The organism is Clostridium sp. KNHs216, from assembly GCF_006714885.1.
GTDB lineage: Bacteria > Bacillota > Clostridia > Oscillospirales > Acutalibacteraceae > Caproiciproducens.
Window position 1 is genome coordinate 580,721 of record NZ_VFMF01000001.1, and the last position, 16,974, is coordinate 597,694.

Below are 16,974 nucleotides of genomic sequence, written 5' to 3' on the forward strand. Positions count from 1 at the left end.
GTAGATGATTTTGTAAGGCAAAAAATCGAATGGCCGGGACATTTACCCCTGAAGCAGACAGCCGGACGAAGCCGGCTCACAGACAAAGGCTTCGGGATAAACGCCCTTCAGCGCCGATTGGCAGGACACGGCCCTTTCATCCTCTTCAAAAATACCGAAGACGGCCGAGCCGCTTCCGGTCATGCACGCGCCGAGCGCGCCGTGCCGAAGCATCGCGTTTTTGATATGCGCCGCTTCGGCAAGGTGCATCACCTGTTCAAACTCGTTGCCAAGATTCCGTGCGATCTCGCCGAGGTCTCTCTTTCGGACCGCGTCGAGCATGGCGGCGGAAAAACCGCTTTCTTTTTTCGAGGCGGCGTCCGCCAGTGCATAGGCCCTTTTGGTGTCGACCCCCACCGGCGGCTTACAGATCACAATACGGCACGGGGGCAGGGCGGGCAAAGCCGTCAGCTTTTCCCCGATCCCTTCGGCAAGCGCGGTCCCGCCGACAACGCAGAACGGCACGTCCGCGCCGATTTTCAGCCCGATTTCACAGAGCGCTTGCTCCGGTAAACCGGCGCCGTATATTTGGTTCAGCGCAAGCAGTACGGCGGCGGCGTCGGCGCTGCCGCCGCCCAGTCCGGCCTGGGACGGGATCGCCTTATCGATATGTACCGTCAGATTCGGGTGAATGCCGGTATGAGCGAAAAAGGCCGACGCGGCTTTATAAACGGTATTAAGTTCATTACAGGGAATTTCGCTCCGGTCACAGAAAAGGCGGATGCCCTTTCCTTCCGTACGGAGCGTAAGGGTATCGCAAAGGGTGACGGACTGCATCACCATGCGCAGAAAATGATAGCCGTCCTCCCGTTTCCCGGTAATATCCAGCGTAAGGTTGATTTTCGCGTTTGCTTTGACTGTGAAAGGCATCCTTGTGTTCTCCTCTTCCGACCTTATAAGCTCTTCAGGAAATGGCCGATCCGCGACATTGCTTCCGTAATATGCTTAATGGAGTACGAATAGGACACACGGACATACCCTTCCCCGCAGCTGCCGAAAGCGTCGCCCGGAACGACCGCGACATGCTCCGCGTAAATCAGCTTTTCGCAGAAAGCCTGAGAGGTCATTCCCGTTTTCTTAATGCAGGGGAACACATAGAAAGCCCCTTCCGGTTCAAAGCAGGTCAGCCCCATGGAATTGAAACCGTCCACAATCAGCCGGCGGCGCATATCGTACTGTTCCCGCATTTCGTCAATGTCGCCGTCGCCGTTTTTCAGGGCTTCGATCGCGGCGTACTGCGCCATGGTGGGGGCGCTCATGATGCCGTACTGATGAAGCTTCGTCATCTGCCCGACGATTTCCTTCGGCCCTACGGCATAGCCGAGGCGCCAGCCGGTCATGGCGAACGCTTTGGAAAAACCGTTCACGACAACGGTGCGTTCCTTCATTCCCTCGATCGCGGCGAAAGAGACGTGGCGGGTATCGCCGTAGGTGAGCTCGCTGTAGATTTCGTCCGAAAGCACCAGCAGGTCATTTTCCCGGACGACCTCGGCGATCTCCTCCAGATTCTTGCGGCGCATGACCGCGCCGGTCGGGTTGTTGGGGAACGGAAGAATCAGCAGCTTCGTTTTCGGCGTGATCTTCTCCCGCAGCGCTTTCGCGGTCAGACGGAATTGATCCTCCTGCTTCGTTTCGATCGTGACCGGCACGCCGCCCGCCATTTCCGTCAGCGGACGGTAGCACACAAAGCTCGGTTCGGGGATCAGCACTTCCTCGCCGGGGTTAATCAGGCAGCGGATACACAGATCGATCGCCTCGCTGCCGCCCACCGTCACGACGACATCCGTCTTTGCCTCATATTCAATATGGTAGCGGCGCTTCAGCCACCGGCAGATTTCTTCCCTCAGCTCTATAAACCCGCGGTTCGGCGAATACCAAGTCTTGCCGTCCTCCAGCGATTTGATTCCCTCCTGGCGGACATGCCAGGGCGTGGAAAAGTCGGGTTCGCCGATGGACAGGGAGATCACGTTCTCCATTTCGTTTGCAATATCGAAAAAGCGGCGGATTCCGGACGGCTTTAGCTGTCTGATTTCCTTATTGAGCACGGACTGGTAATCAATCACACAGAACACTCCTTCTCTCGTCCTTCTCATCCTCGGAGTTGAGGATGACGCCGCCGTCTTTGTAGCGGGTCAGGATAAAGTGGGTGGCTGTGGAAAGGACGGAGTCGAGCGTGGACAGGCGGCGCATAACGAACATGGCGATTTCCTGCATGCTTTTGCCGTGCACCTTGACCGCCAGGTCATAGCCGCCGGACATCAGGTAAACGCTTTCCACCTCGTCAAACTGCATAATGCGGTTGGCAATTTCATCAAAGCCGCGGTCACGTTTCGGCGATACGCGCAGCTCGATCAGCGCGCTTGCTTTATTCTCATCGATTTTTTCCCAGTTGATAAGCGCTTTATAACCCCTGATAACCCCTTGCTTTTCGTAATCGGCGATCGCGTCGGCGACCTCGTCCGGGGTCTTGTTCAGCATAACGGCCAGCTGTTCGGTGCTCAGGCGTGCATTTTCATCCAAAAGATTCAGTAAACGGTCCATAATAATTCCTCCCAAAATTTTTCATGAATTTAAGATATCGGTAAAAATTTAGGTATATGATGTTGATAGACGGTAAAATGATGGAAGCCCGCGGCAAGCAAAAGGCTGAGCCCCTTTTCCACCCCGCCCCCCACGTCGGCCCAGCGGTGTGCGTCCGAGCCGACGGTGATCAGCTTACCGCCCAGCTCGCGGTAACGGGCCAGCACCGGCAGATCCGGCAGGGTCGTGCCGATTTTCTGGCGCAGGCCCGAAGTGTTGATCTCCAGCGCCCTGTGCTTCAGGATCAGCGCTCTCAGCACCTCGTCTATTCTTCCTTCAAATTTTTGATTGTCGATTTTGATGTTGTGTTCGCCGACAATATACCGCCAGGGATAGGTCAAGTGGGCAAGCGAATCGAATTTTCCCCATTCGATTACTTCCAGAATCTCGTCGAAGTATCTTTCCAAGGCATCGTCGACATCCGCGTAACTGTAATCCAAATCGTAAAAATCCACACTGTTTTTAATGCTGTGCACGGAAGCAAGCACAAAATCGAAATCGCAGGAGCCGAGAACATCGTCCGCGGCGGCAGTGTCCTGTACAGGCTGTCCAAGCTCCACTCCGGCATAGACATGCAGGCGGCTGTGAAAAACGGCACCCGCCTTTCGCGCTTCAAAGTAGGACTGCCGGATGCTTCTGTCGTACTCTTCCTCCCGATAGACGTTGCATTCGCAATGGTCCGTCATGGTGATGGAATAAAGCCCGAGCCGCACCGCGCTTTCGCACATCATCATGGTCGGGTCGTTGGCGTCGCGGGAACAGTCGGAATGGACATGGCTGTCCGATATATAATGATATTTCATAAATTTCCTCCCGGTAAAAAACGAATTGCCTCAATTTGCCTTATTAATATAACATAGTATCATAAAACGCTGTATATTTATAGGTCAATCATCAATATTTTTGCACCCAATAAAAGGGCTTATATTTGAACAGATTGACTACTCCGTGCGCCCCACGGCTTCTATTGACAAGAATTCAAATGTCGTTCATAATGAAGTGTAAGTTTTTCCTGTAGCAATTCCATTTCAGTTTGCGAGACAAAACACGTTTCTCCCCCGCCAGAGGCGGGGGAGAAACGCAAACTTGTTCCAGAATCGACTGGAAATGCTGTAAACAATATTCATCTGGAGGTAGTAACTATGCGTGCGGTAATTACGGTCATAGGCAAAGATATGGTAGGCATCCTTGCCCGGGTTTCTACGATCTGTGCCGACAACGGCGTCAACGTAGTAGAAGTGACACAATCCATTTTACAGGACCTGTTCGCCATGATCATGATGGTCGATATTTCAAAGTCCACCATCCCTTTCAACGAGCTTTCGGACAAGCTCACGGCAATCGGCAGCGATATGAACCTGACCATCCACGTCATGCACGAGGATATCTTCAACTCCATGCACCGGATATAAAAGCCTACATTATATAAAAGAAGGGTCTGAGGACAAGCAATGGTCAACTCCCACGACATACTGGAAACCATCAACATGATTGACAATGAAAATCTGGACGTGCGCACCATTACAATGGGGATTTCCCTTTTGGACTGCGTCGATTCGGACATTGATAAATCCTGCGATAAAATCTACGATAAAATTTGCCGTTACGCGGGTAATCTGGTAAAAACCGGCGAAGATATCAGCAAAGAATACGGCATCCCGATCATTCACAAGAGAATCGCCGTTACCCCCATCGCGATGGTCGCGGCCGCGTGCCCCGGCAACAACCCGGTGCATTTTGCCAAAGCCCTTGACCGCGCCGCCAAATCGACCGGCGTCAACTTCATCGGCGGTTATTCCGCGCTGGTTCACAAGGGATTCGCGCCCGGCGACTACGCCCTGATCAAGAGCATTCCGGAAGCGCTGAGCGAGACGGAATTCGTCTGCTCCTCCGTCAATATCGGAACGACCAAGGCGGGCATCAACATGGACGCCGTAGCCAAAATGGGCAAAATCATCCGCGAGCTGGCGGAGGCCACCGCCGACCGGGACTGCATCGGCGCGGCCAAGCTGGTCGTTTTCTGCAACGCGCCGGAGGACAACCCGTTTATGGCGGGCGCTTTCCACGGGGCGGGCGAACCGGACTGCGTGATCAACGTGGGCGTTTCCGGCCCCGGCGTCGTCCGCGCGGCGCTGGCAAAGGCCGGCGACTGCGACATTACGGCGGTAGCGGATATCATTAAGAAAACGGCGTTTAAAATCACACGCATGGGCCAGCTGGTGGCGCAGGAAGCTTCCCGCAGGCTGTACGTTCCGTTCGGCATCGTCGACCTTTCCCTTGCGCCGACTCCGGCCGTGGGCGATTCCGTGGCGTATATTCTGGAGGAAATGGGCCTTGAGTGCTGCGGCGCACACGGCACGACCGCCGCTCTCGCCCTTCTGAACGACGCCGTCAAAAAAGGCGGCGTGATGGCGTCCTCCCATGTCGGCGGGCTATCCGGCGCGTTTATCCCGGTGACGGAAGACGCGGGCATGATCCACGCCGCGCGGTGCGGCGCGCTGAGCATCGTCAAGCTGGAAGCGATGACCGCCGTGTGCTCCGTAGGTCTGGACATGATCGCGGTCCCGGGCGACACGCCCGCGGAAATTCTCTCCGCCATTATTGCGGACGAAGCCGCGATCGGCATGGTCAACTCTAAGACCACCGCCGTGCGCATCATTCCGGCTATCGGGAAAAAGGCCGGAGAAGAGCTGAATTTCGGCGGCCTTCTGGGCGGCGGCCCCGTGATGGAAGTCAACCGGTACTCCCCTTTGAAATTTATAGAGCGCGGCGGAAGGATTCCCGCACCGATGCAGAGTCTCAAAAACTGACGGCAAAACCGGCCGTTCGCAAAAACCATATTTTTTGTGCATTTCAACACAATGTATAATTTTATAAAAAACATTGTTTTTCCTTGCGCATTATTGCATATTGTAAAAACATTTTAACAGGACTATAATGGGTAAACACCAGTATGTGTTAAGTCGACAAATATTTTGAAATAAATTGTTTATTTCGCCACGAGGAGGCGCGGTCAAATGCAGGATTTGATTAAACAGATTGTCGAAATGGACCGTCAGGCCAGGGAGATCACGGACGCGGCCCAGCGGGAAAAAGTCAGTTCCGAAAAAGAAGTCGCGGGAAAACGGGAACAGATCCGAAACGATTATCTGGAAAGGGCCAGAAAACGGATTGCGCTGAACGAACCAAGTGAACGCGCGGCTGCCGAGGCCGAATGGAATGAGAAAAAAAAGAAAATCGCCGCGCTTTCTTCAAAGCTTGACGACCTTTACGCCAAAAACGGCGATGCCTGGGTAAATGAAATCGTCGAGCGCGCATTAGGAGAGTGATAAAAAATGCTTTCCACCTTTTCTTCCAATGTGGTTCTGTCAAAGGCGCGCGCCATGTACGGAAGACGCCTTACAAAACAGAATTACAGAGAATTGATGGCCTGTCAGAACGTGGGGGAAGTCGCCAATTACCTGAAAACACGGACGGTATATGGCAGGGCGCTCGCGGGGATTGACCAGAACAGCGTCCACCGCGGCCAGCTCGAGGCCAAGCTGAAGCAAAAGCTTTTTGAGGATTATGCTTCCTTGTGCAGATACGAAATATCCGTCGGCGACCACTTTTCCCGGTATCCGATCATGCGCAGCGAAATCGAGCAGATTCTGCACAGCATTCTTTTACTGGAAGCCGGCACGCCGGAGGATTACCTGTTTTCTTTACCGATGTATCTGACCCGGCACACGCACATTAACCTGACGTCGCTCAGCCAGATCAAAAGCTACGACGACCTGCTCGATGCGCTCAGCCACACGCCGTACCGAAAGATTCTGGAGGGCTTCAAGCCCGTCGAAGGAATTCCGATCAATTACGCCGGAATTGAAAACGCCCTTTACACCTATCTTTACCAGAACGTGTTTGAAGTAATCGACAAGTACACCCGGGGACAAACCGCCAAACAGCTTCGGTGGATTTTCAACACCTACATCGGTTTGGACAACTATGCCCGCATTATCCGTTTAAAGCGTTTTTACCAGGTAGGCCCGGATTTTATCCGCAGCTCCCTCCTGCCGTTCGGCAATATGAACAAACGCTGGCTGAACGAAATGATTGAAGCCGCCGATGAAGCCGAGGTCAAAAAAACGATGGGCAAAACCAAAATCGGCAAACGCGTCCTCAAGATAGATTTTGAAGATGTTGATAAATCTTTGAATCTTGTAAATCTTATCAAATATAAGACGTCCCGGCACGATATTCATTTTTCCACCCATCCGTCGGTCGTGATGATCGCGTATACCTTTGCCATGCAGGCGGAAGTGACGGACATTATTACCATCGTTGAGGGTATCAGATACAAATTACCTCCTGATGAGATTGCAAAATTGCTTGTAGTCTATCAATTTATTGAAAGGAGTGATTGATATTTGGCCGTTTTAAAAGTGAAAGTGATCAGTATTATAGGAAGAATGGATGATTTGGATCAAGCCACCGCGCTGTGCGGAAAATCGTGCGCATTTCACCCGGACAACGCGCTGTCATTTTACTCCGATACTTCCGATTTTTCCCCGTTGAATGAAGAAAACCCATACTCCGAGCCCCTGCAGCAGCTTACCGACGCTATGGCGGGTTCCAAAAAGAAGCTTACCCTTTTGAGCGCCGCCGAAGTTTCCAGAATCAAGATGAGCCGCGAAGAGATGAACGATTACGTTGACTATATATCGTCTTCTTTCAGCCGTCTGCAGAAGGAACGTTCGGACGCCCAGCTCAAAATTCAGAATTATACCGGCGAAATAGAAAACATCAGTCATTTTGTGGGCCTTGAACTGGACCTGGACCAGATTCACGCCTGCAAGTACATTAAGGTTCGGTTTGGCTCTCTTCCAAAAGAAAGCTATGAAAAGCTGAATTCTTACAAACAAAATCCATACATTATCTTTTTTCCGTCCACGAGTGATGCTACTCATTACTGGGGGGTTTATTTTTCGCCCATTGATATGGTCAGCGAGGTCGACCGGATCTTTTCCAGCCTCTATTTTGAAAGGACGCGCCTGACGGAACTGACCGGCAGCCCGGAATCGGGTGTGGAGACGCTCCGCAAAAAACGCGATGCGGAGATAGAGCGCCTCAAGCGTATCGACGAACAGTTTGAAGAGCTTTGGAAAAAGGAAAAGACAATGTGCCGGAAGGTTTATTCCTGGCTGACCGAACAGTCCGTCTATTTTGGGATCCGGCGCTACGCGGCCCGCTACAACGATAATTTTATCCTGACCGGCTGGATTCCGGCGGATCAGGAAAACCGCTTCAAAAAAGAACTCGACAAGGTGGAGTCTCTGAATTACACCTTTGAAGGAGCCGAGGAGGAACTGTTACACTCCCCGCCCGTAGAGCTGAAAAACAAGAAGATATTCCGACCCTTTGAATTCTTTGTCGATATGTACGGGCTTCCGTGTTACGATGAGGTCGACCCGACCCCGTTTGTCGCCATTACCTATTTTCTGCTGTTCGGCATCATGTTCGGCGACCTTGGCCAGGGGCTCTGCGTTTCCCTGATCGGCTGGTATATGTGGAAAAAGAAGCAGATGAAGCTGGGCAGAATCCTGATTCCCTGCGGCTTTTCTTCCGCTGTTTTCGGACTGGTCTTCGGTTCGGTATTCGGCTTTGAGAACGCGCTCGACCCGATTTATCGTGCGCTCGGCTTTGCCGAAAAGCCGGTGGAAGTGATGAAGCCCGCCACCACCAACACGATTATCTATTCTGCGGTGGGAATCGGCGTGGTGCTGGTCATGCTGGCAATCTTAATCAACATTTACTCTTCCCTGAAGAGAAAGCACTATGAAAACGCTCTGTTCGGCCCCAACGGGGTCGCCGGTTTCATTTTCTATACGTCGCTGATATTCGGTTTCGGCGGACAGATGCTGTTTGGCTGGCAGATCGTCACCCCTTCCTATGTCGTCTGCTTCATCATCCTGCCGATCGCCGTGATGTTCTTCCGCGAAGTGCTCGGCGGTTTCGTGGAGCGCAGGCCGGACTGGAAGCCCGAAAAATGGGGCGATTTCATCATGCAGAACTTTTTTGAGGTGTTTGAATTCCTGCTGAGCTTTGCGACAAATACGATGAGCTTCCTGCGTGTAGGCGCTTTTGTGCTTGTCCACGCCGGTATGATGCTGGTTGTGTTTACGCTTGCCGAAATGTCCGGCGGCATCGGATATGTTCTGGTCGTAATAATCGGAAACGTGTTCGTTATGGCCCTGGAAGGCCTGCTTGTGGGAATCCAGGTATTGAGGCTTGAATTCTACGAGATGTTCAGCCGTTTCTTCGACGGCGGAGGACGTCCGTTCAATCCTGTTGTTGTTCGCAGAGAGCAGTAATGCTTTTTGACGATAACCATATCAATCAGATATTTGATGGAGGTACTATCATGAAATTCGTATTAATTTGCTTACCTGTATTGTTTTTGATTGCTTCGGTAATCCTTTCCGTCCGTTCCGTTAAGAACGGAAAAAAAGTACGCAGTACCGTAGCGACGCAGCTTTTGGCCTTCATGGCGGTTTGCGTTCTTACCTTTGCGATTCCTGTCGTGGCTTCCGCCACCACTCCTTCCGATACTCCCGCCAAACCGTCCTCCTCTGAAACCGGAGCTGTTGACAATTCTACGGGAATGGGCCTGATTGCGGCCGCCCTCGTTACCGGCCTTGCGGGCATCGGCGGCGGTATTGCCGTTGCCGCGGCGGCTCCCGCCGCTATCGGTGCGACCAGCGAAGATCCGAAGGCGTTCGGTAAGGCGCTGATCTTCGTGGCTTTGGGCGAAGGTATCGCTCTGTACGGCCTGCTGATTTCCATTCTGATCCTGAACAAGGTTTAACTGATCGAAAGCTGAGGTGCATTGCCTATGCGCTTTTACCTGATAAGCGACAATGTGGATACGCAGGTTGGGCTGCGTCTGGCCGGGATCGACGGCGTGGTGGTTCATGAGACCGCCGAGGTGCAGAAAGCACTGAAGAAGGCCATGGCGATGGAAGATGTCGCCGTTATTCTGATAACGGAAAACCTTCTTTCCCTTTGCCCCGATCTGATTTATAATTTAAAGCTCAATCAAAAGCGCCCGCTTATTCTGGAAATTCCGGACAGACACGGCAACGGCCGTACGAAGGATTCGATTACCCGTTATGTCCGCGAGGCCATCGGGCTGAAAATTTAAGCCGCAATTACGGCGAAACGGGGGGATTCAATCATGGCTGTCAACGATGATAAAATGAATAAATTCTACCTTGCCATCAATCACTACGCGGAAGAACAGCGTAAAAAGATTGAGCGGGAAGTGGCGGAATTCAAGCAAAAAGAGCTGGATGAAGCCGAAGTGGAGGTGCTGACCGAAGCATACCGGCTGATCCAGAAGGAAATGGCGGAAATGCGCAACGGGATTTCCCGTGAATTGGCCCAGCGTGAAATGGAAGGCCGGAAGGAGCTTCTGGCTCAACGCCAGAAAATCACCGCGAAGGTTTTTGAGCGTGCCAAAAACGCGCTGACGGAATTTACTCAGAAAAGCGATTATGCCTCTCTGCTGAAAAAATTCGCGGCCGAGCTTTCGGGGACCTTCACAACACCCGGCACTGTCCTTTGCATTAAAAAAGAAGATGAGACCTACCAGGAGCTGATAAAAGAGGCTTTTGGAAAAGACTGTACTTTTCAGATCAGCCCCGACATTCATATCGGCGGAATCCGCGCCTACAATTCCCGGATGGGCATTGCCGCGGACATAACGCTCGATTCCATGTTGGAGGACCAGCGCGAGTGGTTTGCAGAAAACTCGGGGATGGCGATCGTCTGAGCCTCCCAATTGTTATAACGGAGATGAATGAGATGGAGAATCATGATGTAATATTCGGAATAAACGGTTCCGTCGTAACCGTAAAGGACTCGCGCAGCTTTTCCATGATGGAAATGGTATATGTCGGGAACGAACGCCTAGTCGGCGAAGTGATCGGCATTACAAATAAATTTATTACCATTCAGGTCTATGAAGAAACTACGGGACTGAAGCCCGGAGAGCCTGTTTCCGGTACCGGCAGCCCCATGAACGTTACGCTCGGCCCTGGAATTATCGACAATATTTTTGATGGAATCGAACGTCCGCTGAAAAGTATTGCGGAACAGTCCGGCGCCTTTATCGCCCGCGGAAGCAATGTGTCCGCTCTGGATGAGGACCGGCTTTGGGACGTTACGGTCACCGTAAAAGAGGGCGACCGGTTAAAGGGCGGCGACGTTTACGCCGAGTGCCCGGAAACAACCATCATCAAGCATAAGTGTATGGTGCCTCCGCTTCTTTCCGGCGTGGTCACAAAGGTAAACGCAGACGGCAAATACAAAGTAGCCGATCCCGTTGTGGAGCTGCAGGATGAACACGGGGAAACACACCGGCTTTCCCTATGCCAGCGCTGGCCGATCCGTGTGCCGCGCCCGGTAACCGAGCGCTTACAGACAAAAGTGCCGCTGATTACCGGTCAGCGTGTCATAGACACCCTCTTCCCCATTTCAAAGGGAGGCACAGCGGCGATTCCGGGCGGTTTCGGAACCGGAAAGACCATGACGCAGCATCAGCTTGCCAAATGGTGCGACGCCGATATCATTATCTACGTCGGCTGCGGCGAGCGCGGCAATGAAATGAGCCAGGTTCTGGATGAGTTTTCGGAACTGATCGACCCGAAATCCGGCAGGCCGATGACCGACCGGACCGTACTGATCGCGAACACCAGTAACATGCCCGTCGCGGCGCGCGAGGCTTCCATTTACACGGGAATCACGCTTGCCGAATACTACCGCGACATGGGCTATCATGTTGCCATCATGGCGGACTCCACTTCCCGCTGGGCGGAGGCTCTCCGCGAGATATCCGGCCGGTTGGAGGAAATGCCCGCCGAGGAAGGCTTCCCGGCCTACCTGCCCAGCCGCCTTTCCGAATTCTACGAGCGCGCGGGCATGGTTAAAAATTTGAACAGCACGGACGGCTCCATTACCATTATCGGCGCCGTTTCCCCGCAGGGCTCCGACTTTTCCGAGCCCGTCACACAGAACACAAAACGTTTTACCCGCTGCTTCTGGGCGCTGGACAAAGCCCTTGCTTACGCAAGGCATTACCCGGCCATCAACTGGACCCAAAGCTACAGTGAATATTTCACCGATCTGGATCCGTGGTACGCGGAGCATGTGGGCGAAGACTTTATCAGATACCGCAAAGAGATCAATAAAATCCTGCAGGAAGAAAACCAGCTGATGGAAATTGTCAAGCTGATCGGTTCGGACGTTCTGCCCGACGACCAGAAGCTGATTATTGAAATCGCCAGGATTATCCGGGTCGGTTTCCTGCAGCAAAACGCTTTCCACGCGGAAGACACCTTTGTTCCCCTTGAAAAGCAGAAGCTGATGATGAAAGTAATTCTGTATCTCTACAAAAAGGCAAAGCAGCTTGTGTCCGCATCCGTGCCAATTTCCGGCATTGTACAGTCCGGGCTGTTTGACAAGCTGGTAAAGATGAAATATGACATTCCCAACAACAAACTGGAAATGTTCGACGACTATATAAACGAAATAGACCGGACTCTCTCCTCGCTTCTCGCTTCCTGACGCCCGGATGAAACTACTAATTTTACCTAAGAAGGTGGTTACGCCATGATTCTTGATTATATCGGCTTACAAGAAATTAACGGCTCTCTGATCGTTCTGGACGATGTCGCAAACGCCTCGTTTGAAGAAGTCGTCGATATCCGACTGAACGACGGTACGCTGCGTCGGGGACGAATTGTTCAGATGGAAGGCAGCCGCGTTGTAATTCAGGTGTTTGAAGGCACCCGCGGCATTTCCCTTGACAATACCAGCACGCGGCTGATGGGGCATCCGATGGAGATGCCGCTTTCCCCGGAAATTCTGGGCCGCGTGTTCAACGGTTCCGGCCGCCCGATCGACGGGCTCGGCGAAATATTCCCCTTGAAAAAGGCCAATATCAACGGGACGCCGATCAACCCTGTCTCCAGAGAATATCCGAAAAACTATATTAACACCGGAATTTCTACCATAGACACCCTGATGACGCTGATCCGCGGCCAGAAGCTCCCGATCTTTTCCGGCTCCGGCATGAAGCACAACGAGCTCGCCGTCCAGATCGCGAGACAGTCGAAGATCAGCGACGACAGCGGCAGCAACTTCGCGATTGTTTTCGCCGCCATGGGCGTAAAAAACGACGTTGCCGAATACTTCCGCCGTTCGTTTGACGAGTCCGGCGTACTGCAGAAGGTCGTTATGTTCCTGAACCTTGCGAACGACCCGATCATTGAAAGAATCCTGACTCCGCGCTGTGCGCTGACGGTCGCCGAATACCTCGCCTTTGAGCTGGGGATGCACATCCTCGTCATTATGACGGATATGACCTCCTATGCCGAGGCGCTGCGTGAATTCAGCTCCTCCAAGGGCGAAATCCCGGGCAGAAAAGGATTCCCGGGCTACCTGTACTCCGACCTCGCTTCCCTTTACGAACGGGCCGGAATGATTCGCGGCAAGAAAGGCTCCGTCACACAGATTCCGATTCTGACCATGCCGAACGACGACGTGACCCACCCTGTCCCCGACCTGACCGGCTATATTACCGAGGGGCAGATCGTTCTGGACCGTTCGCTCGACAGTTCCGGCTTCTATCCCCCGGTTTCCGTACTCCCCTCCCTTTCCCGTCTGATGAAGGACGGCATTGGCGCGGGCTACACGCGCGAGGATCATTCCGCGCTTTCCAACCAGCTTTTCGCGTCCTACGCGAAGGTGATGGACGCCCGTTCCCTGGCGTCGGTTATCGGCGAAGAAGAGCTTTCGCCCGTGGATAAGAAATATATTGAATTCGGCAAGCTGTTCGAATCCCAGTTTGTCAACCAGGGCTTCAATGAAAACCGCACGATCGATCAGAGCCTTGACCTGGGCTGGAAGCTGCTTTCCACGCTGCCGCGCGGGGAACTGGACCGTGTGGATGACGCGATTCTCGATAAATACTACAGCAAAGCCCAGGAACCTGAGAAAACCGAACAGGAAACCCCGGAGGAGTAATCCCAAAAGGAGGTGAGCCGCATTGAGCAACCAGATCGTCCCCACAAAAGGGAATCTGCTCGCTACCAAAAAGACCCTTGCGCTTTCGCGCACCGGCTTTGATCTTCTGGACCGTAAACGCAACATCTTAATCCGTGAAATGATGGCTCTGATTGAGCGCGCCGCAAAAATCCAGAGCGTCATTGACGATACCTACGACGAAGCTTACGCCGCGCTGCAGAGAGCAAACATCACGCTGGGCATCTGCAACGAGCTGTCCCGCACGGTACCGCTCGACAACAACCTGAACGTGGCCTACAGAAGCGTCATGGGGGTGGAAATTCCCATGGTTTCGATTGATACGGTGTGTGCGCCGATCCCATTCGGGCTGAATTCCACCAATATTATGCTTGACAACGCCTATATGAAATTCAACGAAGTAAAACGGCTGACCGCAGAGCTGGCAGAGGTGGAAAACAGCGTTTACCGGCTGGCGGACGCAATCAAAAAGACGCAGAAGCGTGCCAACGCGCTGAAGAATATTATGATTCCCCGCTTTGAGGAAACCGTAAAGTTTATTTCCGACGCGCTGGAAGAAAAGGACAGAGAAGAATTCTCCCGTCTGAAAGTGATTAAAAGGCAGAAAGCCAATAAATAAAAAAGGATGCATCCCGCGGGATGTATCCTTTTCATTTTATTCCTTAATTTTATCAGATATCCTCGGGGTCGACGACCGTCTTGTCCTCTGTGGAAGCGTAGGTCAGCTTCTCGACGATCTCCTTGGTGTCGCGCGCAATGACGAGCTCTTCATTGGTAGGAATCACATAAACGGCGACCTTGGAATCATAGGTGGAAATTTTGCCTTCGCGGCCGGAAACCATTTTGTCGTTCAGAACCGGATCGATCTTCACGCCGAAGAACTTCAGACCGCGGCAGACCGCGTAACGCAGATGAGCCTGATTTTCGCCGAGACCGGCTGTGAAAACGATGCAGTCAAGGCCGTTCATTGCCGCCGCATAGGAACCGATATATTTGATAATCTGATAGGAAAGCATTTCGTGGGCAAGAATAGCTCTGGGATCGCCCTCGATTTCCGCTTTGGTGACGTCGCGGTCATCGCTGTGTCCGCTGATGCCGAGCAGGCCGGATTTCTTGTTCAGAATTTCGTCCATCTGTTCGGGGGTAAGGTTTTCTTTCTCCATAATGAAGGTTACGACCGACGGATCAAGCGAGCCGGAGCGGGTACCCATCATAAAGCCGTCCAGCGGAGTAAGGCCCATGCTGGTATCGACAACATTGCCGCCCTTGATGGCCGCAATGGAGGAACCGTTGCCGATATGGCAGGTAACCATGTTGATGTCCTCAATCGGCTGGTGCATCAGGTGCGCGCAGTGATTGCTGACATAGCGGTGGGACGTGCCGTGGAAGCCGTAACGGCGGATTTTATATTTCTCATAATATTCGTAAGGAATGGCAAACATGTAAGCTTTCGGGGGCATGGTGGAATGGAAGGAAGTATCAAAGACGACGCATTCCGGTATGTCTTTTCCGAAAACCTCGCGGCAGGCAAGGATTCCCTGAAGCTCAGGCCCGTTGTGCAGCGGAGCCAGCGGAATCAAACTCTTGATTCCTTCGATCACATCTTCGTTGATGAACAGGGATTTACTGAAAATCGCGCCGCCCTGAGCAACGCGGTGGCCGATTGCCGTAACCTCCGACAGGTTTTTGACGACACCGACTTCTTTATCCGTTAAAGCTGCCGTAACAAGCTTGAATGCCTCTTTATGATCGGACATGGTGACCTGCAAGTCCTTCTTGCGGCCGTCCGCAGTCTTATGGGTGAACGTTCCGCCCTCTATTCCGATACGTTCGCAGTTCCCCTTTGCAAGCATCTCTTCGCTTTCCATATCAATCAGCTGATATTTGAGTGAAGAGCTTCCTGCATTTATTACCAAAATCTTCATGCTTTTTCCTCCTAAAAATGCTTTTCAGATACCTGAGCGGCTATTGAATCCGCCGAGAGAATACTGTATATTATAATAATAGTACATCAAACTGCTAAATTCAAGGAAAATCAAGGAGTTTGTCATAAAATGCTTGTGGCCGGAATCGTTTCTGAATACAACCCGTTCCATAACGGACATGCCGCGCTGGTTTCGGAAACCCGCAAAGCGGGGGCAACCCACGTTGCGGCGGTCATGAGCGGCAACTTTGTGCAGCGCGGCGAACCGGCGATCCTTTCCAAGTGGGCAAGGACAAGGCAGGCGCTGGAAAACGGCGTCGATCTGGTCGTGGAGCTGCCGCTTCCCTGGGCGCTTGCGGGAGCGGAAAAGTTCGCTTACGGCGGTGTGGCGCTGCTGGACGCGATGGGAATCGACCTGCTGAGCTTCGGCAGCGAATGCGGCCGCACGGAGGATTTATACAAAGCGGAGCGGGCGCTCGGTTCCGGAGAACTGCGGGAAAAAATCCGTTCCGAGCTGAAAAGCGGTGCAACCTTTGCAAAAGCACGGCAAAACGCGGTCGCAGGTCTGTTCGACGAGGAAACCGCGGAACTTTTAAGCGAGCCAAACAATATTTTAGGCATAGAATACCTGAAGGCGCTGCGCAGGCTGAATTCCGGCATCGAACCGTTTACAGTCAGGCGCGTGGGTGCCGCGCACGACGCGCAGGCCTCGGAGGGATTCGTGGCCTCCGCCTCACAGATACGGAGGATGATGCGCTCCGGGGAAGATTTTTCCCCGCTGATGCCTCTTTCCTGTGCGGAAACGGCAAGGCGGGAAATCAGAGCCGGAAACGCACCCGCCGATCTTGCCTTGATTGAGCGGGCCGTTCTGGCAAAGCTGAGAACGATGGGTCCCGACCGGTTCGCCGCCCTTCCCGATATCAGCGAAGGGCTGGAAAACCGGGTTTATGCCGCGGTGCGCAGAGCCGGCGGCCTGGAGGAAGCATACAGCCTGATTAAGTCCAAAAGATATACGCACGCCAGAATCCGCCGGATCATTCTTTCCGCTTTTCTGGGTCTGGACGCTTCCATGAGCGCGGGGATTCCTCCCTATCTGCGCATCCTCGGCTTTAATCAGCGCGGCACGGAAATTCTGCATTCCATGAAAGGACGGGCAGCTCTGCCGGTCATCACCAATTCGTCGGATATATTTTCTCTTGACAAAAATGGGAAAAATATGCTTGAATTAGAAAACAGAGCAACGGACCTTTATGCGCTGTGTATGCCGAAAATCGCGCCCTGCGGGCTCGACAGGACAACGGGTATTATTTCTATTTCGTCTTTTGACTGAAAGGATGTGTCTTCTC

The 16,974-nt window shown here is 52.8% G+C and carries 17 protein-coding genes; 12 read left to right on the forward strand and 5 right to left on the reverse strand.

All coding sequences use genetic code 11. The features are described 5' to 3' along the window. Positions 1-42: 42 nt before the first annotated feature. From ispE to LY85_RS02900, 4 genes are read right to left on the reverse strand one after another with little or no spacing between them, the layout of a single operon-like run. The gene (gene ispE, locus LY85_RS02885; RefSeq protein WP_141825384.1) at positions 43-909 is read right to left on the reverse strand and encodes a 4-(cytidine 5'-diphospho)-2-C-methyl-D-erythritol kinase; all 867 of its coding nucleotides are present in this window, start codon (positions 907-909) and stop codon (positions 43-45) included. Between the two features lie 23 nt (positions 910-932). Further along, on the reverse strand, positions 933-2,102 hold the full coding sequence (locus LY85_RS02890) for an aminotransferase class I/II-fold pyridoxal phosphate-dependent enzyme (RefSeq protein WP_279230984.1): 1,170 nt from the start codon (positions 2,100-2,102) through the stop codon (positions 933-935). Next, on the reverse strand, positions 2,095-2,580 hold the full coding sequence (locus LY85_RS02895; protein ID WP_038324641.1) for an Lrp/AsnC family transcriptional regulator: 486 nt from the start codon (positions 2,578-2,580) through the stop codon (positions 2,095-2,097). Before LY85_RS02895 ends, LY85_RS02890 begins: the two co-directional genes overlap by 8 nt. A 29-nt stretch (positions 2,581-2,609) precedes the next feature. Then, positions 2,610-3,422, reverse strand: coding sequence for a histidinol-phosphatase HisJ family protein (locus LY85_RS02900; RefSeq protein ID WP_141825386.1), 813 nt, complete (start codon positions 3,420-3,422; stop codon positions 2,610-2,612). Positions 3,423-3,761: 339 nt separating this feature from the next. Between LY85_RS02900 and LY85_RS02905 the strand changes: the two genes are divergently transcribed. From LY85_RS02905 to LY85_RS02955, 11 genes are all read left to right on the forward strand, one after another. Continuing rightward, positions 3,762-4,031, forward strand: coding sequence for an ACT domain-containing protein (locus tag LY85_RS02905; RefSeq protein WP_038324643.1), 270 nt, complete (start codon positions 3,762-3,764; stop codon positions 4,029-4,031). A 39-nt stretch (positions 4,032-4,070) separates the two neighbouring features. After that, positions 4,071-5,429: a PFL family protein gene (locus tag LY85_RS02910; RefSeq protein WP_038324644.1), complete on the forward strand. Its 1,359-nt coding sequence runs from the start codon at positions 4,071-4,073 to the stop codon at positions 5,427-5,429. Between the two features lie 207 nt (positions 5,430-5,636). Beyond that, complete coding sequence (locus LY85_RS02915; RefSeq protein ID WP_141825387.1) at positions 5,637-5,948, forward strand: hypothetical protein; 312 nt, start codon at positions 5,637-5,639, stop codon at positions 5,946-5,948. Between the two features lie 6 nt (positions 5,949-5,954). Further along, positions 5,955-7,025, forward strand: a complete 1,071-nt coding sequence (locus LY85_RS02920; protein WP_141825388.1) for a V-type ATPase subunit — start codon at positions 5,955-5,957, stop codon at positions 7,023-7,025. A 3-nt stretch (positions 7,026-7,028) separates the two neighbouring features. Continuing rightward, a complete protein-coding gene (locus tag LY85_RS02925) occupies positions 7,029-8,972 on the forward strand; it encodes a V-type ATPase 116kDa subunit family protein (protein ID WP_141825389.1) in 1,944 nt (647 codons plus the stop codon). A 50-nt stretch (positions 8,973-9,022) separates the two neighbouring features. Next, the gene (locus LY85_RS02930) at positions 9,023-9,466 is read left to right on the forward strand and encodes an ATP synthase subunit C (protein WP_141825390.1); all 444 of its coding nucleotides are present in this window, start codon (positions 9,023-9,025) and stop codon (positions 9,464-9,466) included. Between the two features lie 27 nt (positions 9,467-9,493). Continuing rightward, a complete protein-coding gene (locus tag LY85_RS02935) occupies positions 9,494-9,802 on the forward strand; it encodes a V-type ATP synthase subunit F (protein WP_141825391.1) in 309 nt (102 codons plus the stop codon). Positions 9,803-9,835: 33 nt separating this feature from the next. Next, the gene (locus LY85_RS02940; protein WP_141825392.1) at positions 9,836-10,432 is read left to right on the forward strand and encodes a V-type ATP synthase subunit E family protein; all 597 of its coding nucleotides are present in this window, start codon (positions 9,836-9,838) and stop codon (positions 10,430-10,432) included. Positions 10,433-10,464: 32 nt separating this feature from the next. Further along, positions 10,465-12,225 (forward strand): V-type ATP synthase subunit A, encoded by a 1,761-nt coding sequence (locus LY85_RS02945; protein WP_141825393.1) that lies wholly within the window; start codon positions 10,465-10,467, stop codon positions 12,223-12,225. 45 nt (positions 12,226-12,270) lie between these two features. After that, on the forward strand, positions 12,271-13,686 hold the full coding sequence (locus LY85_RS02950; protein WP_141825394.1) for a V-type ATP synthase subunit B: 1,416 nt from the start codon (positions 12,271-12,273) through the stop codon (positions 13,684-13,686). 22 nt (positions 13,687-13,708) lie between these two features. After that, positions 13,709-14,323 carry a V-type ATP synthase subunit D gene (locus LY85_RS02955; RefSeq protein WP_038324656.1) on the forward strand — a complete coding sequence of 205 codons (615 nt, stop codon included), beginning with the start codon at positions 13,709-13,711 and terminating at the stop codon, positions 14,321-14,323. Between the two features lie 52 nt (positions 14,324-14,375). On the opposite strand, the gene LY85_RS02960 is transcribed toward LY85_RS02955, so the two are convergent. After that, on the reverse strand, positions 14,376-15,629 hold the full coding sequence (locus LY85_RS02960; protein ID WP_141825395.1) for an acetate kinase: 1,254 nt from the start codon (positions 15,627-15,629) through the stop codon (positions 14,376-14,378). 129 nt (positions 15,630-15,758) lie between these two features. Between LY85_RS02960 and LY85_RS02965 the strand changes: the two genes are divergently transcribed. Beyond that, positions 15,759-16,958 (forward strand): nucleotidyltransferase family protein, encoded by a 1,200-nt coding sequence (locus tag LY85_RS02965; protein ID WP_141825396.1) that lies wholly within the window; start codon positions 15,759-15,761, stop codon positions 16,956-16,958. The last annotated feature ends 16 nt before the right edge of the window (positions 16,959-16,974 follow it).

Excerpts from the sequence above, each read along its gene's own strand:
- LY85_RS02895 (WP_038324641.1), bottom strand. The coding sequence starts at position 2,580 with ATGGACCGTTTACTGAATCTTTTGGATGAAAATGCACGCCTGAGCACC.
- LY85_RS02915 (WP_141825387.1), top strand. The coding sequence starts at position 5,637 with ATGCAGGATTTGATTAAACAGATTGTCGAAATGGACCGTCAGGCCAGG.
- LY85_RS02960 (WP_141825395.1), bottom strand. The coding sequence starts at position 15,629 with ATGAAGATTTTGGTAATAAATGCAGGAAGCTCTTCACTCAAATATCAG.
- LY85_RS02965 (WP_141825396.1), top strand. The coding sequence starts at position 15,759 with ATGCTTGTGGCCGGAATCGTTTCTGAATACAACCCGTTCCATAACGGA.
- LY85_RS02940 (WP_141825392.1), top strand. The coding sequence starts at position 9,836 with ATGGCTGTCAACGATGATAAAATGAATAAATTCTACCTTGCCATCAAT.
- LY85_RS02945 (WP_141825393.1), top strand. The coding sequence starts at position 10,465 with ATGGAGAATCATGATGTAATATTCGGAATAAACGGTTCCGTCGTAACC.
- LY85_RS02920 (WP_141825388.1), top strand. The coding sequence starts at position 5,955 with ATGCTTTCCACCTTTTCTTCCAATGTGGTTCTGTCAAAGGCGCGCGCC.
- LY85_RS02930 (WP_141825390.1), top strand. The coding sequence starts at position 9,023 with ATGAAATTCGTATTAATTTGCTTACCTGTATTGTTTTTGATTGCTTCG.
- LY85_RS02935 (WP_141825391.1), top strand. The coding sequence starts at position 9,494 with ATGCGCTTTTACCTGATAAGCGACAATGTGGATACGCAGGTTGGGCTG.
- ispE (WP_141825384.1), bottom strand. The coding sequence starts at position 909 with ATGCCTTTCACAGTCAAAGCAAACGCGAAAATCAACCTTACGCTGGAT.
- LY85_RS02910 (WP_038324644.1), top strand. The coding sequence starts at position 4,071 with ATGGTCAACTCCCACGACATACTGGAAACCATCAACATGATTGACAAT.
- LY85_RS02905 (WP_038324643.1), top strand. The coding sequence starts at position 3,762 with ATGCGTGCGGTAATTACGGTCATAGGCAAAGATATGGTAGGCATCCTT.
- LY85_RS02950 (WP_141825394.1), top strand. The coding sequence starts at position 12,271 with ATGATTCTTGATTATATCGGCTTACAAGAAATTAACGGCTCTCTGATC.
- LY85_RS02900 (WP_141825386.1), bottom strand. The coding sequence starts at position 3,422 with ATGAAATATCATTATATATCGGACAGCCATGTCCATTCCGACTGTTCC.